The organism is Ruminococcus sp. NATIVEDY161 (assembly GCF_045819895.1).
Classification (GTDB): Bacteria; Bacillota; Clostridia; order Oscillospirales; family Acutalibacteraceae; genus Ruminococcoides.
Genome location: NZ_CP162392.1, coordinates 411,942 through 434,744 on the forward strand (window position 1 = coordinate 411,942; position 22,803 = coordinate 434,744).

The window sequence follows — 22,803 nt, forward strand, 5'->3', positions numbered from 1 at the left end:
TTTAATTATCTATTACTTCTGCTTCGCCCATAATTACGCTTCCCCAAGACTTTTTCCACATCTGCTCACCGACAGTCCGCCTTGTTTTTCTGAATACAAGACCTGCGGCGGCTTCAACGGTTTCGGGCTCGGAGTCGGGCTTTAACCTTTGCATGAAAATATACCGCGTATAATACACACCCTGCGCAAGCTGCTCAATATTGAGCTTTAAGCGGATATTTCCGTTTTCATCCTTCTTTCCGCTGTACACATTGTCAACCAAAAATGCGGTTATCGGGTAACGGCGGTAGTCGTAAACCTCAATTCTAAGGCTTAGATTATCAATATCCGACAAATTTTTCCAATCGAGCTCAAGGAGCATTTCCTCACCGGGATAAAATATATTTGAGGTTCTGCCGTTGTACTTGACCTTTTCGAGGTTAAGCGTTTTGACATTTACGTTGTCCTTAAACTTGTTGTCGGTATACTCAACGGAGTAAAACTCGTCGTTTTCTCCGCCGAGGTAGCACTTAATAGCCTCGTCAACCTCGCCGTCAAAAATAACCTTGCCGTGGTCGAGCACGATACAGCGGTTGCAAAGCTCCTGAATTGTGCCCATATTGTGCGAGACATAGAGCACGGTTCTGTCCTCTTCCTCGGCAAGCTGGCGCATTTTTTTAAGGCACTTTTTCTGAAAGCGCATATCGCCTACCGCGAGCACCTCGTCCATTATCATAATCTCGGCGTCGAGGTGTGCGGCTACCGAGAACGCAAGCTTTACGAACATTCCGCTGGAGTAGCGCTTTACGGGGGTATCAATGAATTTTTCGCACTCGGAAAACTCAATGATTTGGTCAATCTTTTTGCTGACCTCAGCCCTGTTCATACCGAGAATTGCGCCGTTGAGGTAGATGTTCTCCCTGCCTGTCAGCTCGGCGTGGAAGCCTGTGCCGACCTCGAGCATACTGGCGATTCTTCCCCTGTAGGCAAAGTCGCCGTCGCTGGGGGAAGTTACCCTCGACAAAAGCTTGAGCAGGGTAGATTTTCCTGCGCCGTTAACGCCGATAATGCCGACGCGCTCTCCCCTTTTTACCTCGATATTGACGTCATTAAGCGCCAAAAAGGTATCGCCCTTTTCATACTCAGGTCTGCCGATAATCGAATTGGGATCTTCCCTTCCTCTGCGTTTGGCGTACCAGCTTTGCAAATCGCGTCTGAGCGTTCCCGAGCCGATTGCGCCGAGGCGGTATTCCTTTGAAAGATGTTCGGTTTTAATAACACAATTTTCTTTCAGCTCTATCATAAATTACACCGTATCAATAAAGTTCTTTTCTACCTTGTTAAACACAATTACTCCCCAAAACAGCAGCGCAAGCGTTACGGCAAGGCTTATGAGCAAAAACTGCCCTTCAAAGCTGCCGCTTCCCAAAAACGCGCAGCGGTATGTTTCTACAATCGGAGCGACGGGATTTAGGAGCATAAGCCAGCGAAAGTTTTCAGGCACTCTTGAAATCGGATAAACCACAGGCGTGATGTACATTAAAAGCGACACGCCGAAGCTTACAAGTACGTTTAAATCCCTGTATTTGGTTGTGATTGACGAGATTATAAGTCCCATTCCCGTGCCGAGAAGCGCTGTTTGCAACACCAAAAAGGGCGCAAGAATTATCAGCAAATTCGGGTGGACATTCGCGCCGATCAGCGAGTAGACGATTACGAGAATTACGTAGACAGCCGTTTGGAGCATAAAGTTTATCAGGTTATAAAGTATGCCCGAAATCGGCATTACAAGCCGTGGAAAATACACCTTGCCGAACAGCCTTGCGTTGCCCAGAAACGTTCCCGACGCGCGGTTTAAGCAGCTCGAAAAAAAGTTCCACAGGATGTTGCCCGACATATAGAACAAAAACTGCGGTGTGCCGTCGGTCGGAATACCTGCGATTACGCCGAAAATTACGGTAAAAACCGTGGTGGACAACAGCGGATTAATTATAATCCACAACGGACCGAGCACGGTCTGCTTGTAGTTTGTGGTAAGGTCGCGCTTAACAAACAAAATTATCAGGTCGCGGTACTTCCAAATCTCTTTTAAATTTACGCTAAACCATTTCTGTTTAGAGCTTACATATGTGATTTCGTCGTTCACACATATCACTTCCGTATTTATACTATTAAGAATTCTATCATATTAATAATTTTGTGTCAAATAGGTTGATTTGTTTTTAAATTAATGATAAAATAGATGTTGCGGATTTAAGAAAGGATGTTATTATGATAAAATCTATCGCAATTAAAACCACAGGTCTTGTGCTTGCGGTATTGCTCGCTTTTTCGGCGGTAATGCTCACAGGCTGCGGACAGAAGAAAAATACCGATTCTTCATCATCGTCGTCATCAAAGTCGTCGGCAATTTCGGCTTCACCTAAGTCGACCAAGGGCGACGCTTACGCAGGCGACGTAAAAATTCCCGACAACGCCGTAAAGGGCACAATCACCGTTAAGGATTACGGCGATATCGAGTTTGCACTTCTACCCGACGTTGCTCCCGAGACCGTTGAGAACTTCAAAACTCTGGTTAACAACAAGTTTTACGACGGCCTTACCTTCCACAGAATTTTGGAGGGCTTTATGATTCAGGGCGGCGATCCGCTCGGCAACGGCACAGGCGGTAATGATAAAAAGATTAAGGGCGAGTTTTCGGCAAACGGCGTTAATAACACTCTTAAGCACGTTCGCGGTGTAATTTCAATGGCGCGTTCGCAGGACTTTAACAGTGCAAGCTCTCAGTTCTTTATCGTTCAGGAGGACAGCAACTTCCTCGACGGTCAGTACGCAGGCTTCGGCGTTGTTACAAAGGGTATGACAGTGGTAGACAAAATCGCTAAGGACGCTAAGCCCACCGACAACAACGGTACTATTCCCAAGGCTAATCAGCCTGTTATTGAAAAAATCGTTATCAACGGTTAATATTCTTTTTTAGAATTTTAGGGGTTGGCTCTGAGTATAGAAAAGAGTCAACCCTTTATATATTCGGAAGTGAATTTTATGAATAAAACAAAATTTATATCGCTGATACTCGCCTTGTTTATGCTCGCGTCGCTTACAGCGTGCGGACAAAGCGCTGAAAGTTCAGCGGAAGTCAGCACGCCGGATGAAGCCATCGCGGTTATGAACGATGTGCAAAAGCAGGACGCTACTTCCGCTGTACATACCGAGTCTGTCGAAACCGAACCTACTGAGCCGAGCTACGAGCTCTTGCAGGAAAAGGTTGCGAATATGACCTTGCAGGAAAAGGTCGGTCAGATGTTTTTTGTCGCCTTACCCGACGAAAACGCGGCAGAAACCGCAAAGCAGTATAACCTCGGCGGATATATCCTGTTCGGAAAGGATGTTGACGGCAAAACGGCAGAGGAGCTTAAAGCCGTTATTCAGGGCTTTCAGAGCGAGTCGAAATACTCTATGCTCGTGGGCGCCGACGAGGAAGGCGGAACGGTTGTGCGCGTAAGCTCTAACCCTAAGCTCTACCCCTCGCCTTTTTTATCACCGAAGGAATACAGCCTGAAAGGCGGAGTTGACGCGGCGGTTAAGGCGGAAAACGACAAGGCAGATTTGCTTTTATCGCTCGGAATCAACGTTAACCTCGCTCCCGTTTGCGATATAACGAAGAATAAGGACTCGTTTATGTACGACCGTTCCTATGCCGATAACGCAAAGGACGTCAGCGAATTCATCACAAAAACCGTTGAAGCGTACAATTCAAAAAAGCTTGGCTGCGTGCTGAAGCACTTCCCGGGCTACGGCGACAATGCCGATACCCACACCGGCTCGGCAACCGACAGCAGGAGCTACGCGGAGCTTGCTTCAAATGACTTTTTGCCGTTTGAGGCGGGAATTAAGGCAGGAGCAGGCGCGGTTATGGTATCGCACAACGTAATTACAGCGATTGATCCGCAGTACCCTGCCTCGCTTTCCGACAAGGTTCACACGGTAATCAGGAAGGATTTGAACTTCAAGGGCGTTATAATCACCGACGACCTTAATATGGACGCGGTTAAGAATATTGCAGGCGAACAAAGCCCTGCGGTGCTCGCGGTCAAGGGCGGAAACGATATGCTCTGTTCGACCTCGATTGACGGCTATCAAGCGGTTATCGACGCGGTTAACAAGGGCGAAATCCCTATTGAACAAATCGACCAGTCGGTTGTAAGAATACTGAAATGGAAGCAAGACCTCGGAATTTTAGGCTTTTAATTTTAAGGAGAAAAAATGGAATATTCAAGCATATTATCACAGCAGTTTAACATCAAAGAGGAGTACGCGCAGAACATCATTACCCTGCTCGACGACGGAAACACAATTCCGTTTATCGCGCGTTACCGCAAGGAAATGCACGGCTCTATGGACGACCAGCTCATCCGCGAATTCAGCGATAAGCTTAACTACCTGCGCGGTCTCGACAAGCGCAGAGAGGAAATCCGCGGACTGATTGAAGCTCAGGAAAAGCTGACCGACGACATCAACTCGGCTCTTGACAAGGCGCAGACCTTAAGCGAGCTCGAGGATATTTACCGTCCGTACAAGCCCAAGAGAAAGACCAGGGCTTCTGTTGCAAAGCAGCGCGGACTTGAACCGCTCGCGCTTGGGATTATCAAGCAGGAAAAGGGCTTTAATCCTACCGAATACGCAGAGCAGTTTGTCGACGAGGAAAAGGAAGTTCCCACCGCTCAGGACGCGATTAACGGCGCGATGGACATTATCGCGGAGCAGCTTTCCGACAGCGCGGAAATCCGCAAGCGCCTGCGCGTGATTTTCAGGAACAGCGGTTCAGTTAAGTCGGTTGCCGCCGACGAGGAACAGGACAGCGTTTACACCAACTACTACGACTACAGCGAGCCTGTTAAGAAGATTGCAGGCCACCGCGTTTTGGCGCTTAACAGGGGCGAAAAAGAAGGATTTTTGAAGGTAAGCATTGACCTTGACAGCGAACAGCCGCTCGGCGTTATCAACCGCGCTCTTGACAAGGGAACAAATCCGCTGTGCTCGGATATACTCAGAGCCGCAGGCGAGGACGCCTACACAAGGCTTATCTTCCCCTCAATCGAGCGCGAAATCCGCTCTGAGCTTACCGAAACCGCTGACGAAAACGCGATTAAGGTGTTTGCGCTGAACCTAAAACAGCTCCTTATGCAGCCGCCTGTTAAGGGCAAAACCGTGCTCGGACTCGACCCGGGCTACCGCACCGGCTGTAAGGTCGCGGTTGTTGACGGCACGGGCAAGGTACTCGACACTGCGGTTATCTACCCCACCCACTCGGAGCAGAAAATTGCCCAGTCAAAAAGAAAGCTCCTTGAACTGATCAAGAAGCATAACGTTGATATAATTTCTATCGGCAACGGCACTGCGAGCAAGGAGACCGAGATGTTCGCCGCAGACGCGATCAAAGAGGCAGACCACACGGTTTACTATATGGTAGTCAGCGAGGCAGGCGCGTCGGTTTACTCGGCTTCAAAGCTTGCGGCTACCGAGCTGCCCGAGCTTGACCTTACCTTAAGGAGCGCTGTTTCAATCGCAAGAAGGCTTCAAGATCCCCTCGCGGAGCTTGTAAAGATTGAGCCGAAGGCAATCGGCGTTGGTCAGTACCAGCACGATATGCCGCAAAAACGGCTCGGTGAAACGCTCGACGGCGTTGTTGAGGACTGCGTAAACTCCGTCGGCGCTGATTTGAACACCGCCTCCCCTGCCCTGCTTTTGAGAGTGTCGGGACTTAACTCGACGGTGTGCAAAAACATTGTCGCTTACCGCGAGGAAAACGGAGCGTTTAATTCCCGTGCGGAATTAAAGAAAGTTCCCAAGCTCGGTCCGAAGGCGTTTGAGCAGTGCGCAGGCTTTTTGAGAGTACCCGAGAGCCGCAATCCGCTCGACAACACAGGCGTTCACCCCGAAAGCTACGCCACGGCGAAGGAGCTTTTGAAGCTCGTCGATTATTCTGATAAAGAAATAAAATCAGCTAAATTCACCGACATTGCACAGCGCGTTAAGCAGAGCGGTACAAAAAAACTCGCAGAAAAACTCGGCGTAGGACTGCCGACGCTTGACGACATCGTGAAGGAGCTTTCAAAGCCCGGGCGCGATCCGCGTGACGAAATGCCCAAGCCGATGCTCCGCTCGGACGTGCTCGACATTAAAGACCTCAAGGAAGGTATGGAGCTTAAGGGCACTGTGCGCAACGTTATCGACTTTGGAGCGTTTGTTGATATCGGCGTTCATCAGGACGGACTTGTGCACATCTCGCAAATCTGCGACAGGTACATCAAGCATCCGTCTGAGGTGCTAAAGGTCGGGGACATTGTGAATGTTAAAATTCTCTCGGTTGACGTTAAGAAAAACCGCATTTCGCTGACTATGAAAGGTTAACAGATAAAGCAAAAGCGCTGACGCAAGCAACGTCAGCGCATATTTTTTATTTCAAAATCATTTCGATAGCCTGCTGTTTATCGACGTCAAGGACAAATTCAATCTCCTCAGTCACCATTTTTTCGGCTTCCTTTAAGAGCCGTTCGTCAGACATATGAAGGTGTCTGCCGAGCTCCGAAAGCTCATCGGAATGTTTATATATAAGCCTTATCATCCTGATAAGCTCGGTAAAATCGCCGTTTGAGATAACCGCCTTGAACTGCTCACTGCGCTCCTGCTTGTTGTCGTTCCACTCGCCGGGCTCGGGAAGCTTTGACAAAACTCCGTTTATCATATCTTTAGTCATAACGCCGCGGATTTTTTTGACAAGCGCCTCGTTCTTTGTCGGAACAAAGAGAGTTGAAAAATTAGTATCAAGCGGTTTAAGTACATAATACTCCATAGAGACCTTACCGACCTTTTTTTCGGTAATGTCGTTTACAACGCAAACACCGTTTGTACCGTACAGTACATTTTGCCCTACGCTGAACATTTTATATCCCCCAAACATCAGATTTTTACTACATTATTATAGCATATTTCGTCATAAAATGACATAGGCAAAATCACTAAACATACATAGTAAAAAAATGTGCATAAACAGCTATATTTCCGCCGATTGCAAGTAATTAACAGCTTGGCGCAAATGTATACAGACGTTTGGCGTACAAAGAAAAACAACCGAGGATTCCTCGGTTGTTTTAGGGGGTATATTGGGTTATAGAAGGAATAGCGTATTAACAGATAATCTCTTATCTTGACTATATTATACACCAATAATACGATTAGTTCAGTTGCAAATGCAACATTTCTAAAATATACGTAAAAAATAACGGCGGAATTTATCCGCCGTTAAAATTTTATAGGCAATACCGCATAATTCAGGTGTGCGGATTGCGCAGCAAGATTTTTCGTCAGGTTGTACAAATAAATCAAGGTAAGGCTGACGCCTTGCCGAGATTTTTTGGGCAAGCTGACGGAATAATATTCAAGCAAGCCGTGCGCCTTGAATTGTGCGGTGTTGCCTATATTTTATCAGTTGTTATTACTGCTGTCGTGGGGTTCGGTTCCCTTGCTGACAATCAATATAACGTTAGTGCCGTACTCAACGGTATCGCCCTTTTGCTGGCTCTTATAGCCGATTACTCTGCCCTCGGCGTACTTGTCGCTGTACTGGTACTCGCCTGTCGCAAGCAAGCCCTGCTCGCCAATTGCGGCAGCCGCCTGGTCGAGGGTAAGTCCTTCAACAGCCGGTAGCTCGCGCATCTTTTTACCCTTGCTGATGGTTAGGCTGATGATGATGTTATCCTCTTGGGTTACCCTTGAGCCTGCCTCGGGGCTCTGAGCCATTACAGTGCCCTCTTTATATTCCTCGCTGTACTCGTCGGTGTAGTTGCGAAGGATTGTTACGTTCGTCTGACCTTCGGTCTCCTTAATTACATCATCATAGGTTTTGCCGAGGTAGCTGGGGATTGTCGGGCCTGTCCACTCGGTACTCACGGTGGATTCGACCGTCGCGCTTGTATCGCCGCCGAAAAGGCTCTTGGCAGGGTTACAGCCGTTGACCATCAACAGCCAGAAGATAATGCCGAGAAGCACCGCGGTGATAACCGCCGATATAATAAAGATTGTCGTCGGTGACATTCCGTTTTTGTTCTTCTTGCCGTCGGCGTTCTTTGAAATATTCATACTCGCTGTGCGCGAGATTTCGTCCTGAATTGCCTTTGCTGTATGGGCAACCGAAAGCTGTGAGCGGAGCTCGTCAAAGTCGGTTATACGATTTTCACGCTCAACCTGCAGGCCGTTTGCGAGAGCCGATACAACGTGAGGCGGAAGCCTCTTGACGGTATTGGTGCTCATCAAAAGACGGCTGTCCTTAAGCCTTTCGGGAGCGCTCTTGGGCATATTGCCTGTCAGAGCGAAGAACAGAGTTGCGCAGAAGCCGTAGATATCGGTGATATCGTCAAGCGGAAAATTGCGTTCGTACTGCTCGGGAGCCGCCGCGCCTGAGAAAAGCTGAGACTTAAGCGGAGTGCCGCGTTTGCGCTCGTTTTCGGTAGCGAAGCCGCTGATTTTGATTTTGCCCGAAGCTGTTATGAACATATTTTTGGGAGAGATTGCGTAGTGGCCTACTCCCCTTTTATGTAAAGCCTCCAACGCGGAGATAACCGGCATAAACAGCGGTCTGGCGATATCCCACTCAAGACTGCCGTTGCTGCGCTGAACGTATTCCTCAAACGGAATTAAGTCCTCGTTCTCCTCGATAACATAGGCTGTGTTGTTCTCTTCAAAAATATTGTGAACGTTAAGCAGAGCCGAGAGCTCTCTTAACTCGGAAAGAATTTTATAATAATTTACAAAATCGTCCTTAAGCTTGTTGTAGTTAAGGCGGTTTTCGTAATTAACCTTTACATTTTTTTCACCCTCGCCCCTGCTGATTAAGCCGATAGGCAGAAACTCGCAGACAATCAAAACCTCGCTTGTCTGTTTGTCGTAGCAGAGGTAACGTGTGCACTCGCCGTTGTTGTCAATTCCCGTGCCTACAATGTAGCGGTTCATTAACACTGTGCCATACGGCAAAAACGGCGCCTGTTGCTTTTCGGAATTGTCAAAACCGCAGTACGGGCAAACGGTTTGGTCGCCCTTTTCCTGCATACATCCCATACACAATGACATACTATGCTCACTCCAAATTATTATTCTTCAAAAGAATTTTCAAACTTCTATATTCAAACTTCTATTATTTCTGTAAAGAATTATAGCACACACTTATTATTCTTTTCAAGATTATTAAGTGTCATTATAATTACAGTTTTGTTATTGACAGATAACCTTTGTCGGTCAACACTTACATAAACAAAGGTGATATTTTGATGATTATTCATAAAAAAACGCATTTTCCACAAGATGATGTGGTGTTGAAACGGTATTGATTTTGTTACCTTTGCGGATTACAAAAAATCATTATTTTGATTGATTATTATGATAACCGCGCCTGAGCTTACTTTGATTTCGCAGCGCTCTGAGCTGAATACGTTTGAAACGCCGATAGGCACTTCGCTTTTCAGCGTGTACTCATCAAGCTCATACTGCGCTCCCTTTACGGACAACACGGCGCTTTCGCAGCCGAACGGGAACAGCGAAAAGGTTAAGCCCTTTAAATCGTCAAACCAAAATGTACCCTTTGGCATTAACTCAATCCGCTCTTTTGCGGAGAGCAGTACTGCTCTGCCGCCTTTGCTGTTAATAAAGCTAAGCAAATAAAAATTTGCGAGCGTATGGTCGAGCCTTCCGCCGAGCGCGCTTAGGATTGTAATTTCCTTACAGCCGTATTCAAGCGCTTTTTCGGCGCAGACGAGGGTATCGGTAAAGTCCTTGTCGGTGTTGAGCTTAACGGTTTCAAAATCCCCTGCTACTTCATCACGGCAGGAATCAAAGTCACCGATTACGATGTCGGGTATAACGCCTGCGCGCTTTGCGTGGGAATATCCCCTGTCGGCGCAAATCAGTAAATCGCAGCTCAGGGCTTCATCCCTGATAAGCTCTACGTCACAATCGGGAGAGCCCGCAATAATTAAACAATTCATATCACTTTAACTGCCAGTGCTTAATATCCTTAACCTCGTTGTACATCTGCACATAGCTTTTGTGGCGCGATTCGGCAATTTCGCCGTTTTGCACCGCTTCGAGAATTTTGCAGCCCTTCTCGCAGGTGTGGGCGCAGGAAGTAAATCGGCACTGTCCAAGGTATTTTTCAAATTCGGGGAAACAGTACTGAAGCTGTTCCTTGTCAATCATTTCGTAGCGCTGTAAATCCACCGTGGAAAATCCCGGGGTATCTGCTACAAAACAGCCGTCAAGCTCAAAGAGCTCGACAACTCGCGTGGTGTGTCTGCCTCTGCCGAGCTTTTCGCTGATTTGCCCTGTTGCAAGCTCCAGCGACGGAAAAAGCATATTGAGCAGAGTTGACTTTCCGACTCCGCTATTGCCCGTAAAGGCGGAAACCTTGCCCTTTAGGTAATCCCTCAAGGCGTCGGTCTCGGACTTGTCATCGGGCGAGCACTGAAAGACTTTTATTCCGCTTTTGCGGTAAATCTCGCAGACCTCGTCGCCGTTTTTGATGTCGTTTTTCGACACGGCGAGCACGGGAGTCATACCGTTATTAACCGCCGCGGCGGTCATTTTGTCGATTACGGTAAAGTTCGGCTGAGGATCGACCGTTGAGCAGACGATTACGAGCGCGTCGATGTTTGCAAGCGCAGGGCGCTTAAGCTTGTTTTTGCGCGGAAGAATTTGCTCAATGGCGCAATAACCTTCGTCGGGGACGGAGATTTCAACCCTGTCGCCTGCAACAGGGGAGCTCCCTTTTTTGCGGAAGCTTCCCCTTGCTTTACATTCATATTCTTTATCCTCACTGCGGACGTAGTAAAATCCGCCGATGGATTTCATTAAAATTCCCTGTAGTTTTTGCATTATTATTGTAATCCGTTATTGACCGCGTAGGTTTCCGGCTGAGTCTCGGGAGTATACTGGGTTGCCTCGGTTTGCGGCTCGGTGGGCGCCTCGGTGGGCGGATCGGTCTGAACAACAAAATCGTGAACTACGGTGTTTGTTACCGATGCGGTTGAGAAGTCGATGGTATACTCGCGGTAAACCTGACCGTCGAGCTCGATTACGACCGTCTGCGTGCCTGAGCCCTCAAAGCTGAGCTTTACCGAGCTGCTATCGGACGGATAAACGGTCTGCGACTTAGAGCCGTCGGTTACGCCGTCAATGATAACGTTCATCTGGAGCGAGCCCGAAACGTATGACGGAAGCTCAACGACAACGTCTACGGTTTTCTTATCGCCCTTGCCTGAGCTTACGGTGAGGGTAACTACAGTGCCCTTCTCAACCTTTCCGTAAGGAAGCGGAGACGAGCTGATTACTGTGCCCTCGGGCTCTTTGCTCTCGTCGTCGGTTACGGTTTCTACCGTCAGACCAAGCTCGGTAAGCTTTGACTTGGCTTCGTCGGAATTCATTCCCAAAATTGCGGGAATCTGCGCAGTGCCTGCGCGTTCGCCGTTGGCAACGTAAAGATAAACCGTCGAGCCGATTGTCGCCTTTGCGCCGGCTGTCGGGAACGAATCTATAACGTATCCCTTGGGAGTTTTTGAATTTTCAACGTAAACCACCTGCGGAATAAGGCTCTTGTCCTTAAGAGCGCGGATGGAGTCGTTTTCGCTTGTATTCTGAACAAACGGAACGGCAATTTCGGTATCCGTGCCGTTTACGGTGAGTGTTATTGTCGAGCCGGACTTGATCTTCATCGACTTTGCCTCGGGCTCCTGAGCGAGAATTACGCCGAGCTCTTTGCTCTCGTCGTACTTGCTCTTGATATTAAACTGGAAGTTGTCGGGGTTGTTTTCCTTAGCCTCGACAAGCGTTTTGCCAACATAATCGGGAACCTCAACGTCCTTGTTCTCGCCTGAGTTAAGCGCTGTGAAAATTGAGATACCGGCAAAAACGAGAACCATTATGAGCGACGCGATAAGCACGCCCTTCATCACGTGGAAAATAGGCTTGTGCTCCTTAACAGGTTCTTCCTCATAGACGTACTCGGGCTCGGGCATGGTTACCTTCTTTTTATCAACCTTATTGCCTTCGTCCGCTTCCTTTATTGAGCGCACGTGCTTGGTGGGCTGGTGATCGACAAAGGAGTTGCCGTAATCGAATACGATTGACGGATTAAGTCTGAAGCGCTCGAGGTCGCTGAGCATTTCCGCCGCAGAAGCGTAACGGTCCTCGGGCTGCTTTTGCATTGCGCGCATTGTGATTTGCTCAAGACCGATGGGAATTCCGGGGTTGACCTCGCGCGGACGCTTGGGAGTTGACTGCAACTGCATAAGCGCTACGGTAACGGCGCTGTCGCCGTCGAAGGGCAGTCTGCCCGTGAGCATTTCGTAGAGCATTACGCCGACTGAATAGATGTCGGACTTGCCGTCGGTAGCGGAGCCTCTCGCCTGCTCAGGCGCGATATAGTGAACCGAGCCGATTGCCTGGTCGGTCATAGTGCGTGTAGCCTTGTCGGAGAAGCGCGCGATGCCGAAGTCGGTAACTTTGATTGTGCCGTCCTGCAACAGCATAATATTCTGCGGCTTGATGTCGCGGTGGACAATTCCGCTCTCATGAGCGTGCTGGAGCGCCTTAAGAACCTGGGTTGTGAGGTGGATAACATCCTTCCACTCGATAATACCCTGGCTTTCGATATACTCCTTAAGAGTGATACCGTCGATGTACTCCATTACGATATACTGAATCATATCACCGAAGCTTACGTCGTACACCTTTACGATGTTGGGGTGAGAAAGCATGGCGATAGCCTTTGACTCGTTTTTAAAACGGCGGATAAATTCCTCGTTGTTGAGATACTCGTCCTTTAAGATTTTTATTGCGACTTCACGGTCGTCAACGGTGTCGTTACAGCGGTAAACGTTAGCCATTCCGCCGACGCCGATAAGCTCGTGGATTTCATAACGGCCGTCAAGGCGTTTTCCGATATATTTATCCATAACCTAAGCCTGCCCTTCTCAGTAAATTACGGTGGCGGTGATGTTGTCCTGACCGCCGCCTTCCTTGGCGCACTCTACAAGCTTGTTGATTAAGCTGTCGCCGCGGTTTTCGTGGCAAATTTTAACCATATCGCCTGTGGAAACGCAGTTTGAAAGTCCGTCTGTGCAAATTAAAAGCACGTCTCCGTAAATAAAGTTCGCCTCTATGTAGTCGAGCCTTACAGAGGGCTTAATGCCCAGCGCTCTGGTGATGAAATTCTTATTTGGATGGTTCTGCGCCTGGTCGTAGGTGAGCTCTCCGCGCCTTACCATCTCCTGAACTACCGAGTGATCCTCGGTTAGCTGTTTGATTTTTCCGCCGCGGATTGCGTATGTACGGCTGTCGCCTACGTGGACAACGTGAACCGTGGTGTCCTTGACAAAGACAAACTCACAGGTTGTGCCCATTCCGGCAAGCTCGGGATCCTTTGACGCGAGCTCAAAAACCTGCAAGTTGGCGTTCATAACGATTTCCGCCATGAGCTCACCGATTTGCTCCTTTGTCATATCTTCCTTATATAAATCGGTAATTTTGGTACTGATGTACTCGGTAGCCGTTGCGCTGGCAATATTGCCGCCGTTTGCGCCGCCCATTCCGTCGCAGACCACCGCCCATACACAGCTTGGAGAAATAACTCCGAAGCGAAAATCGTCCTGATTTTGGGTACGGACAAGCCCGATATCGCTTTTGCTGAATACTTCCAAGTTATTTATCCTCCTTATTATTAATGTGATTTCTTTTTAATTGACCGCAGGAAGCGTTGATGTCGCTCCCGAGGGTTCGTCTTACCGTTGCCGCTGTGCCGCTTTTGGTAAGTATATCTGTAAAAGACTGCTGTCTTTTGATGTCGCTTTTGTTGTAGCCCGTGCCCTCGACCGAGTTTACGGGAATTAAATTTACGTGGCAGTTAAGCCCCTTTAGCTTTTTTGCAAGCTCCTGAGCGTTTTCGTCGCTGTCGTTTACTCCGCTGATAAGCGCGTACTCAAAGGTTACGCGCCTGCCTGTGGTATCAAAGTAATCCCTGCACGCCTTTAACAGCATATCCATAGGATAAGCCTTGGCGACAGGCATTGTCTGACGGCGGATTTCATCGTTCGGAGCGTGAAGCGAAACCGCGAGGTTAATCTGCAATTTCAGCTTTGCAAGCTCGTAGATTTTCGGAACAATTCCGCAGGTTGAAAGCGTTATGTGCCTTGCGCCGATGTTGAGGCTCTGCTGTGAAGTGACGAGGTTTAGAAATTTTACCACGTTGTCGAAGTTATCGAGCGGTTCACCCATACCCATCAGCACCACATTTGAAATTCGAATATCCAAATCGCGCTGAGCGGCTTCTATCTGGGCGAGCATTTCCGAGGCTGTTAAGTCGCGCGAAAAACCGCTTTTGCCGGTTGCGCAGAAGGTACAGCCCATTTTACAGCCGACCTGTGTGGAAATGCACATTGACCAGCCGTGCTTGTAGCTCATAACCACGCTTTCGACGTATTCTCCGCCGGAAAGCGCAAAAAGGTACTTTACTGTTTTATCATACCTTGATTTAAGCTTTTTTTCAATATATGCAACAGAAATGTAACATCTTGTTTTTAAAAATTCTTTTAAATCCGAGGGGATGTTCTTCATCTCGTCGAATGTGGTAACGCCCTTTTTGAGCCAATCCTCGACCTGCTTTGCGCGAAACGCCTTAAATCCGTTTTCGGTGAGGAATTCCTTTAGCTCGGCGGACGTCAGTGATTTTATATCGACTGAGGAGTTCATTTTATGCCTTCCTTGTGAATACGGCTATGTAAAAACCGTCTGTGCCCGATTTGTGCGGAGAGAGCGTGATTTCGTAGTCTTTTTCGTCCGTCATACGCTCTGCGCCGTTCGGGAGATTTAGCTTTACTCCCTCAAAATCCGGGTGTTCTCTGAGGAACTTTGCGGTGTTTTCGTTATTCTCGGCAGGGTTTAATGTGCAGGTTGAGTAGACAAGCCTGCCGCCTGCCGCGAGGTTTTTTGCGCTGTTGCAGAGGATTTTGTACTGGAGCTCAGGCAGGGTGTTGTCGATTAAATCCTCTTTATAGCGAATTTCGGGCTTTCGCGAGAGAATTCCCAAGCCGCTGCACGGAACGTCGCAGAGGATTTTATCCGCAAGCGGCAGACTGCCGCCGTTTGCACCGTCACGGATTGAAGCGACAATGCAGTTAATGCCGAGCCGCCTTGCTCCGCTGCCTATAAGCTTGATTTTGTGGTCGTACAAATCGCAGGCAAAAAGCTTTCCCCTGTCGTTCATATACTGCGCGGCGGTGAAGCTCTTTCCGCCCGGAGCCGAGCAAACGTCAATCATAACATCCCTCGGCTTGGGGTTCAGAAAATATACGCAGAGCTGCGAGGACAAGTCCTGAATGTGGAAAAGTCCGTTTTTATAGGCGTTAAGTCGTTCGATTGAGCCTGTGCCGCTGAGTATCAGCGCGTTATCCAAAAGACCGGATTTTTCGGCTTTTACTCCATCCTTTGCAAGCTCATTTATTAATGTATCAGCGTCGGTTTTTAAGGTGTTGACCCTCGCGCAGATTTTTGCTCTGCCGCTGAGACTCTTTAGAAGCTCCTCGGTATTTAATTCTCCATAAGAAATAAGCCAGAGCTGTACAAGCTGCTTGGGAACGGAGTATTTAATGCTGTAATAGTACACTTTGTCGCTTTTATCGGGCAGGGTGTACTTTACCTCTGCACGTGTGATACTGCGGAGAATTCCGTTTATAAAGCCTGCGGATTTTTGGAGCTTATGCTTTTTTGCGAGCTTTACGCTCTCGTTAACCGCGGCGCTCTCGGGGATTTTGTCCATAAACAAAAGCTGTAAAATCCCGAAGCGTAAAATCAGCTTTGTTTTTATCTCAATTTTCCGTAAAGGAATTTTAGAGTACTGCTTGATGATGTAGTCGAGCAAGAGCTTGCGCTCCAATACTCCGTACACTAAGGCTGAGACAAACGCGCTGTCCTGAGAATTAAGCCCCTGCTCCTTTACCGCGTTGTTGAGCGCGATGTTAGAATACGCCTTGTCCTGTTCAATTTTAAGAAGTACCGTGAGGGCTGTGTTTCTCGGGTTTGGCATAATATTCTCCGTCAGTTTCTTCTTCGTCCTGCGATAAAGAGCAATCTTAAAAGCTGCATTATCGAGGTGATTGCCGAGGCAACATAGGTCATTGCTGCGGCTCTGAGCACGCTTCTTGCTCCTGCGTATTCCTCGGGCGGTAAAAGGTTTGTATCTCTAAAGGTTTTTAAGGCTCGGCTTGAAGCGTTGAATTCAACGGGGAGCGTTGCAACCGTGAACAGCACCGAAGCCGAAAAGAGGATAATTCCGATATAGAGCATAACCGTGCCGACCTTTGCGTAAAAGATAAGGCCGATGATTATGAAAATCCAGCTCAGTGACGAACCTAAACGCGCCGCAGGGAGAATTGCGCTCCTGAGCTTGTTCGGGAAGTAGTTTTGTGCGTGCTGAACTGCATGGCCTGCCTCGTGAGCGGCTACTCCGACAGCCGCTACGGAAGCGGAGTTATAGACCGTGTCCGAAAGGCGGATTACGTTTGTTCTGGGGTCAAAGTGGTCGGTCAGCGAGCCTGAGACGTGCTCAATCCGCACGCCTGTAACGCCGTTTTGCCTGAGAACATACTCAGCCGCCTGAGCGCCTGTCATATTGCGCGAATTGCGGACTGCGGAATACTTTGAAAAAGTCGACTTGACCGCGATTTGGCAGACAAGCGACAGGATAACACATGGTAAAATAAACACTAAATAGGTGGTGTCAAATCCGTAAAATATCATAATTTATCTCCGATGTTCAGTTTGTGACCTGCGAGGAACGCCTGCGCGGTCATACGTTTTTTGCCCTGGGGCTGAATTTCGATTAGCTCGACCGATTTATCGCCGCAGGCTATTACAAATGGTTTAAGGCTGAGAATTGTACCTGCCGCGCCGCTCATATCCGACACACGCGACGAGTAAACCTTAACGGTCTTGCCGGCGATTTTTGTTACGGCGACAGGCCAGGGGTTGAGTCCTCTTACCTTATTGTGCACTTCATAAGCTGACTTATTAAAATCTATGGGACAAAGTTCCTTTGTGATTTTTGAGGTGTGTGTCGCAAGGCTGTCGTCCTGCTTTTGCGGAGTGATTTCGCCCTTTTTGAGCTTGTCGAGAGTTTCGACAATCAGCTCTCCGCCTAATACCGCGAGCCTGTCAAACAGCTCGCCTGCGGTTTCGTTTTCACCGATTTCGGTCTCGGCTTTAAGCAGGATATCACCTGTGTCGAGCCCGACGTCCATCAGCATTGTGGTAACTCCCGTGACCTTTTCGCCGTCGAGAACGCTCTGCTGAATCGGCGCGGCTCCGCGGTACTTCGGAAGTAATGAGCCATGGATGTTAACGCAGCCGAATTTCGGCAAATCGAGCACTGCTTTGGGCAAAATTTGTCCGTAGGCGGCTACGACGATTACATCGGGATTTAGTTCTTTTAACGAATTATACGCTTCCTCCGACCTCATAGAGCTTGGCTGAAAAACAGGAATTCCGAGCTTTTCGGCGCAAACCTTAACGTCGGGCGGAGTCATAACCATCTTTCTGCCCTTGGGCTTGTCCGGCTGGGTAAAGACGGCGGCTACGGTATAATCCGGACTTTGCACGAGCTTTTCAAGCGCAGGCACGGCAAAATCGGGCGTACCCATATAAACTATTCTCATTTGTTTTGACTTTCCATTTCTTCAATCTCGGCGGCGGATAACATTCTGTCTACAACGTCCTTGAAAACAATGCCGTTGAGGTGGTCGATTTCGTGGCAGAACGCGCGTGCGAGGAGCTCTCTGCCCTCGATTTCAAACACTTCGCCGTTTCTGTCCTGCGCTCTAACCTTAACGTAGTTCGGGCGCTTGGCAAGTCCCCACTCACCGGGGAACGACAGACAGCCTTCAAGACCGCATTGCTCGCCGCTGTAGGCGATAATCTCGGGATTTACGAGCTCGATTACGCCCTCTCCGACGTCGATTACAACAACACGTCTTAACATTCCGACCTGCGGAGCGGCAAGTCCTACGCCGTTTGCGAGGCGCATTGTCTCTGCCATATCCTCGAGCAAAACAGCGAGCTTTCTGTCGAATTTTTCAACAGGGCGGCACTTCTTTTTAAGAATCGGGTCGCCGTCCTTAACAATGTTTCTGATAGCCATTTTTACATCTTCCTAACATACAAGCGCGTTCATATCCGCATAGGCGGTCACGTCGGAGTACTCGCGGTTTGTGCCGAAGCTTATCAGCACTCGCGATAAAAACTCCCTGAACGCACGGTTATTTTTGCACTTTATAATAAGCTTATATCTGTATTTATTGCTGACCTTAACAACAAGCGCCGGCGACGGCCCGAGCACGCGGATTGGCAGCGTGGGATATTCACGCTTTGCAAGCTCGGCAAATTCGCTTAGAAAGCCCTTTGCCGCCTTTAAGGTCTTGTTTTGGTCAGCGCCGACAAATCCGATTAAGCAGATGTCGGCAAACGGCGGATATAGCATACCCTCGCGGATTTTGATTTCGGTATCGAAAAACGTGTCGTAGTCCTGCTTTGCCGCCATGGAAATTATTAAGTTATCGGGGGTGTAGGACTGAATTACAGCCATACCCTTGCGCTCTCCCCTGCCGCTTCTGCCCACAACCTGTGTAAGCAGTGAAAACGCGCGCTCGTAGCTTCGGTAATCGTCAGCGTACAAGGCGTGGTCGGTGTTCAGCACACCGACAAGCGTTACGTTGGGAAAGTCAAGTCCCTTTGCCACCATTTGAGTGCCGACTAAAATGTCGTACTCGCCGTTTGAAAAGGCTGATATCATCTTTTCATATGCTGATTTTGACGAAGCCGCGTCGGTGTCCATTCGCAAAATACGCGCCTCGGGGAAAATCTCTGCTATGTCCTTTTCAGCCTTTTGAGTGCCTGTTCCGCCGAGCCTTAATGAATGGCTGTGACAGGTCGCGCACTCGCCTGTAAACGGCACCGAATAACCGCAGTAGTGGCACATCAGGCGGTTATTACGGCTGTGGTATGTAAGTGAAATTGAGCAGTTCGGGCAGGTCATAGCGTCTCCGCACTTGGTGCAGGTGACAAACGAATTGTGTCCCCTGCGGTTTAGCAGAAGAATACTTTGATTGCCGTGCTCAAGGTTATATTCAATGTTTTGCAAAAGCACGTCGGAAAAACCCGTGGCGTTTCCGCTTTGAAGCTCGGCGTTCATATCCGCCGTTACGACCGTCGGAAGGACCGCCGTGCCGTAGCGCTTTGTAAGCGTGTTGAGCGAATATCTGCCTGATTTTGCGTAATAAAAGCTCTCGACGCTCGGAGTTGCGGAGCTCAACACAAGCAGTCCGCCGCTCTGCGCGCAACGGAACATCGCGATTTCGCGCGCGTGATAGCGCGGAGAATTCTCGGATTTATAGCTGTACTCCTGCTCCTCGTCCATAATAATCAGCCCGACCTTGTTAAACGGCGCGAAAACCGCACTGCGCGTGCCGATTACAATATTCGCCAAGCCTTTTTTGACGCGCTTGTACTCGTCGAGCCTTTCACCAAGCGACAGCGCGCTGTGGAAAACCGCGATTTTCTCTCCGAAACGCCTTGAAAAAAGCGATACAAACTGCGGAGTAAGCGAAATTTCGGGCACCATTACTATAATGCCCTCTCCGCGGTCGATTACGCGCTCAATCAGCTTGATAAACACGCTCGTTTTTCCCGAGCCTGTTACACCGTAGAGCAGACTTACATGAGCTTTTATGTCAACATATTCGCCGTAAAGGTTGTCGCAGGCGGTCTGCTGTTCCGCTGAAAGCTCGATTTCAGGCGCGGAGTCGTCAGCCTTTCGGCTGTCAATCCTGAAAACTTCCTCGTCATAAAAATAGATAAGCCCCTTTTTTTGGAGCGCGTCGATTACGGACGAGGTAACGCCTGTAAAGTAGCGGATTTCCTTGACGGATACTCCGCCCGAAAGCTTTATCAGCTCGTAAACCTCGCTTTGCTTTGGCGTGAGCTTAAAGGCGGACGGGTCGGCGTTTTGGTTAACGGCGGTCATCTTCATAACCGCGTCGTTGATTTTGCGAAACGCCTCGTCGGACTTATAAAGCAAGCCCATCTCAACAAGCTTATCGGGCAAGGTGCTGTCGGCAAGTCCGAAGTCGTCGAGGATTTTTTCAAGCTTTACGGACTTCTTTTTTTGAAGAAGGTAGTTATAAAGCCTTTGCTCCTCGTCGCTTAGTTCAAAGCCGTCGTCAGACTGCTTAACTCCGTAAACCGTGGTAAGCCTGTAATTTACGCCTGCAGGGAGCATTGTTTTTACCGCGTCATACAGCGTGCAAAAGTAGTGCTCCTTCATAAACCGTGCGGTTTTTAGCAGTTCTTCGCTCAAAACAGGCTCGTCGTCGAGCACGGCGATAATGCTTTTGTATAAGCTTATATCCTCAGTACTTTCGGCACGTACAACCTCGGTGATAATACCCTGACGCTTGCGGTTGCCCCTGCCGAACGGCACAAGCACGCGCTTGCCTGCGGCGCAGTCGTGAAGTAAGCCTTCGGGAATTAAATAGGAAAACTCCCTGTCAAAGCTGTAGGCTGTGTTTTCAATCGCGATTTTTGCAATTAAAACTGAGCTGTTATCAGCCGAGCTCATCTTCGTCGGGCTCAAGGATGTTTAAGTCGTGGTTTTTAATCTCATCAATCGCGAGGAGCACGGGCTTATCCTCGGTAACGGTGCCCTCTTCCTCGAACTTCTGAGTAATCTCTCTGGCTCTTTTGGAAACGCCTACTACGAGAGCGTACTTGCTCTGCTTGCCCTCAAAAAGCTCGTCTACATTTACCTTATGCATAGTAATTCTCCTTTATTTACCGTTTATGATAATGTTGTGAATTTCATTGATAGCGTCCTCAAGCTTGTCGTTAACTACAACGTGCTTGTAGCGGTCCTTGTACTTCATCTCGTGCTCAGCCTGCTTAAGACGTTTTTTGATGGTGTCCTCGTCCTCGGTGCCTCTGCCGCGAAGTCTTTCGGCAAGTGCCTCGAGCGACGGAGGAAGAATAAATATGCTCAGTATATTCGGGAAGTTCTCCATAACCTGAAGTCCGCCCTGAACCTCGATTTCGAGCACAACGTTATAGCCCTGTGTAAGCATATCGTTAACCTGCTTGATGGGCGTTCCGTAGTAGTTGTCGCAATACTTGGCGTACTCAAGGTAACCGTCCTCGGCAATTACCTTTTCGAACTCCTCTTTGCTGACAAAGTTGTAGTCAACTCCGTCAACCTCGTCGGGACGCGGAGCTCTTGTGGTGTTTGAGACGGACAGCTTGATGTTTTCGTCGCGTCTCATAAGCTCCTTTAATATTGTGCCCTTGCCCACGCCGGAGCAACCCGAGTACAATACCAGTCTACCCATTTTTTCACTCATCTTTGTCCTCACTTTCTTCAGCTCTGTTCTGAATGGTCTCGCAGGAAACGGCGGATAAAACAACGTGGTTGCTCTCGCAGATTAAAACCGACTTGCATTTTCTGCCGCAGGTTGAATCTATAAGCAATCCGTTTGCCTTTGCCTCCTGCACAATTCGCTTTACCGGAGCGGAATCGGGAGCCGCGACAGCCACAAGCTTGTCTAGGCTTACAAGATTTCCGAATCCAATATTTAATAACTTCATAAAAAACCTCGTTTTGAGTTAAGATTTGCTTCGCAAAACTAAGATTCAACTTCGTTGAAGTTAAGATTTTGCTTTGCAAAAGTTAAGATTGCTTCGCAAGTTAGATAATAGCTTTTCACGACGAAGTCTCTTAACTTGCGCGAAAGCGCAATCTTCACTCTTACTCTATGTTCTGCACCTGCTCGCGGATTTTTTCAATCTCGCCCTTGATTTCAACAACCATATGAGCGAGCGTTGAGTCCTGAACCTTTGAGCCGATTGTGTTCGCCTCGCGGTTCATTTCCTGAATAATAAAGTCTATCTTTCTGCCCACGGGCTCGTCGAGCTCGAGTATCTTTTTAAGCTGGTCGAAATGACTTCTGAGCCTTACGGTTTCTTCCGCTACGGCTACCTTATCGGAGAACACCGCAACCTCGGTAAGTACCCTCTGCTCGTCAATTTCAACACTGAAGCTGTCGAGGGTTTGGCGGATTCTGTCGAGCAGTCTTTGCTCGTATTCCTTTACGGTCTGCGGCGAGCGCTCCTCAATCTTTTCGACAATGCCCAAAATAGTCTCAGCGCGGCTGAGAATGTCAGCCTTAAGCTTTTCGCCCTCGGTCTCGCGCATCGCGATAAAGGAATCTATCGCCTGCTTTGCCGCTGTGAGAACGTCGGCGGTAATCTGCTCCTCGTCCTCGGGGGCTTTATGAACCGTGAACACCTCAGGGAAACGCGCGATTGACACAACGGTAACGTCGTTTTCAATTCCGTAGGTCTCGGAAATTTCCTTCATCGCTCCGAGATAACCCGACACGAGCTGGTGATTGACCGTAACCTCGGACGGAGTTTGCTCGCTCTGGCTGACGCTTACGTAAACGTCAATCTTGCCCCTTGCAACGTAGGAATTCACAAAGCTTTTGAGCTTGTCGTCAAGAAAGCTGTAGCCCCTTGGAGTGCGAGCCGAAAACTCAAAGTAACGGTGGTTTACGCTTTTGATTTCAACGGTGATTTCTCTGCCGTTGAGCTCGGTTTCGCACCTGCCGAAGCCCGTCATTGATTTTATCATAACAACGACTTCCTTTCTTTCGTTATGTTTTCATACCATATTATTATATC

General features: G+C 48.6%; 21 protein-coding genes. 3 read left to right on the forward strand and 18 right to left on the reverse strand.

The genetic code is table 11. The annotated features are described in order from the left end of the window. Position 1: 1 nt before the first annotated feature. Both AB1I50_RS01990 and AB1I50_RS01995 read right to left on the reverse strand, forming a co-directional pair. Positions 2–1,282: an ABC transporter ATP-binding protein gene (locus AB1I50_RS01990; RefSeq protein ID WP_407724535.1), complete on the reverse strand. Its 1,281-nt coding sequence runs from the start codon at positions 1,280–1,282 to the stop codon at positions 2–4. Between the two features lie 3 nt (positions 1,283–1,285). Beyond that, complete coding sequence (locus AB1I50_RS01995) at positions 1,286–2,125, reverse strand: ABC transporter permease (RefSeq protein WP_407724536.1); 840 nt, start codon at positions 2,123–2,125, stop codon at positions 1,286–1,288. A 125-nt stretch (positions 2,126–2,250) separates the two neighbouring features. Here AB1I50_RS01995 and AB1I50_RS02000 point away from each other — a divergent pair, with 125 nt between their 5' ends. The 3 genes from AB1I50_RS02000 to AB1I50_RS02010 all read left to right on the forward strand — a co-directional run bounded on the left by AB1I50_RS02000 (position 2,251) and on the right by AB1I50_RS02010 (position 6,393). After that, positions 2,251–2,946, forward strand: a complete 696-nt coding sequence (locus AB1I50_RS02000; RefSeq protein ID WP_407724537.1) for a peptidylprolyl isomerase — start codon at positions 2,251–2,253, stop codon at positions 2,944–2,946. Positions 2,947–3,024: 78 nt separating this feature from the next. Beyond that, complete coding sequence (locus tag AB1I50_RS02005) at positions 3,025–4,230, forward strand: glycoside hydrolase family 3 protein (protein ID WP_407724538.1); 1,206 nt, start codon at positions 3,025–3,027, stop codon at positions 4,228–4,230. A 15-nt stretch (positions 4,231–4,245) separates the two neighbouring features. Then, on the forward strand, positions 4,246–6,393 hold the full coding sequence (locus AB1I50_RS02010; protein WP_407724539.1) for a Tex family protein: 2,148 nt from the start codon (positions 4,246–4,248) through the stop codon (positions 6,391–6,393). Between the two features lie 46 nt (positions 6,394–6,439). On the opposite strand, the gene AB1I50_RS02015 is transcribed toward AB1I50_RS02010, so the two are convergent. The 16 genes from AB1I50_RS02015 to AB1I50_RS02090 all read right to left on the reverse strand — a co-directional run bounded on the left by AB1I50_RS02015 (position 6,440) and on the right by AB1I50_RS02090 (position 22,753). Then, positions 6,440–6,925, reverse strand: a complete 486-nt coding sequence (locus tag AB1I50_RS02015) for a CarD family transcriptional regulator (RefSeq protein WP_407724540.1) — start codon at positions 6,923–6,925, stop codon at positions 6,440–6,442. Positions 6,926–7,467: 542 nt separating this feature from the next. Next, positions 7,468–9,096, reverse strand: a complete 1,629-nt coding sequence (locus AB1I50_RS02020) for a PASTA domain-containing protein (protein WP_407724541.1) — start codon at positions 9,094–9,096, stop codon at positions 7,468–7,470. Positions 9,097–9,383: 287 nt separating this feature from the next. Continuing rightward, positions 9,384–10,019, reverse strand: a complete 636-nt coding sequence (locus AB1I50_RS02025) for a thiamine diphosphokinase (protein WP_407724542.1) — start codon at positions 10,017–10,019, stop codon at positions 9,384–9,386. Between the two features lies 1 nt (position 10,020). Then, positions 10,021–10,905 carry a ribosome small subunit-dependent GTPase A gene (gene rsgA / locus AB1I50_RS02030; RefSeq protein WP_407724543.1) on the reverse strand — a complete coding sequence of 295 codons (885 nt, stop codon included), beginning with the start codon at positions 10,903–10,905 and terminating at the stop codon, positions 10,021–10,023. A gap of 2 nt (positions 10,906–10,907) precedes the next feature. Next, on the reverse strand, positions 10,908–12,983 hold the full coding sequence (gene pknB / locus AB1I50_RS02035) for a Stk1 family PASTA domain-containing Ser/Thr kinase (protein WP_407724544.1): 2,076 nt from the start codon (positions 12,981–12,983) through the stop codon (positions 10,908–10,910). An 18-nt stretch (positions 12,984–13,001) separates the two neighbouring features. Beyond that, positions 13,002–13,727: a Stp1/IreP family PP2C-type Ser/Thr phosphatase gene (locus AB1I50_RS02040; protein WP_407724545.1), complete on the reverse strand. Its 726-nt coding sequence runs from the start codon at positions 13,725–13,727 to the stop codon at positions 13,002–13,004. A 1-nt stretch (position 13,728) separates the two neighbouring features. Beyond that, positions 13,729–14,775: a dual-specificity RNA methyltransferase RlmN gene (gene rlmN, locus AB1I50_RS02045; RefSeq protein WP_407724546.1), complete on the reverse strand. Its 1,047-nt coding sequence runs from the start codon at positions 14,773–14,775 to the stop codon at positions 13,729–13,731. 1 nt (position 14,776) lies between these two features. After that, positions 14,777–16,108: a 16S rRNA (cytosine(967)-C(5))-methyltransferase RsmB gene (gene rsmB, locus AB1I50_RS02050; protein WP_407724547.1), complete on the reverse strand. Its 1,332-nt coding sequence runs from the start codon at positions 16,106–16,108 to the stop codon at positions 14,777–14,779. An 11-nt stretch (positions 16,109–16,119) separates the two neighbouring features. Next, entirely contained in the window at positions 16,120–16,821 is a 702-nt protein-coding gene (locus tag AB1I50_RS02055; protein ID WP_407724548.1) for a zinc metallopeptidase, read from the reverse strand. After that, entirely contained in the window at positions 16,818–17,735 is a 918-nt protein-coding gene (gene fmt / locus AB1I50_RS02060) for a methionyl-tRNA formyltransferase (RefSeq protein ID WP_407724549.1), read from the reverse strand. The genes AB1I50_RS02055 and fmt overlap by 4 nt, the downstream gene beginning before the upstream one ends. Continuing rightward, positions 17,732–18,217, reverse strand: a complete 486-nt coding sequence (gene def, locus AB1I50_RS02065) for a peptide deformylase (protein ID WP_407724550.1) — start codon at positions 18,215–18,217, stop codon at positions 17,732–17,734. Before def ends, fmt begins: the two co-directional genes overlap by 4 nt. A gap of 12 nt (positions 18,218–18,229) precedes the next feature. After that, positions 18,230–20,692: a replication restart helicase PriA gene (gene priA / locus AB1I50_RS02070; protein WP_407724551.1), complete on the reverse strand. Its 2,463-nt coding sequence runs from the start codon at positions 20,690–20,692 to the stop codon at positions 18,230–18,232. Then, entirely contained in the window at positions 20,679–20,888 is a 210-nt protein-coding gene (gene rpoZ, locus AB1I50_RS02075) for a DNA-directed RNA polymerase subunit omega (RefSeq protein ID WP_407724552.1), read from the reverse strand. The genes priA and rpoZ overlap by 14 nt, the downstream gene beginning before the upstream one ends. 12 nt (positions 20,889–20,900) lie before the next feature. Beyond that, positions 20,901–21,452 (reverse strand): guanylate kinase, encoded by a 552-nt coding sequence (gene gmk, locus AB1I50_RS02080; protein ID WP_407724553.1) that lies wholly within the window; start codon positions 21,450–21,452, stop codon positions 20,901–20,903. Positions 21,453–21,456: 4 nt separating this feature from the next. Continuing rightward, positions 21,457–21,708 carry a DUF370 domain-containing protein gene (locus AB1I50_RS02085; protein ID WP_407724554.1) on the reverse strand — a complete coding sequence of 84 codons (252 nt, stop codon included), beginning with the start codon at positions 21,706–21,708 and terminating at the stop codon, positions 21,457–21,459. 160 nt (positions 21,709–21,868) lie between these two features. Next, positions 21,869–22,753, reverse strand: coding sequence for a YicC/YloC family endoribonuclease (locus tag AB1I50_RS02090; RefSeq protein WP_407724555.1), 885 nt, complete (start codon positions 22,751–22,753; stop codon positions 21,869–21,871). Positions 22,754–22,803 lie beyond the last annotated feature (50 nt).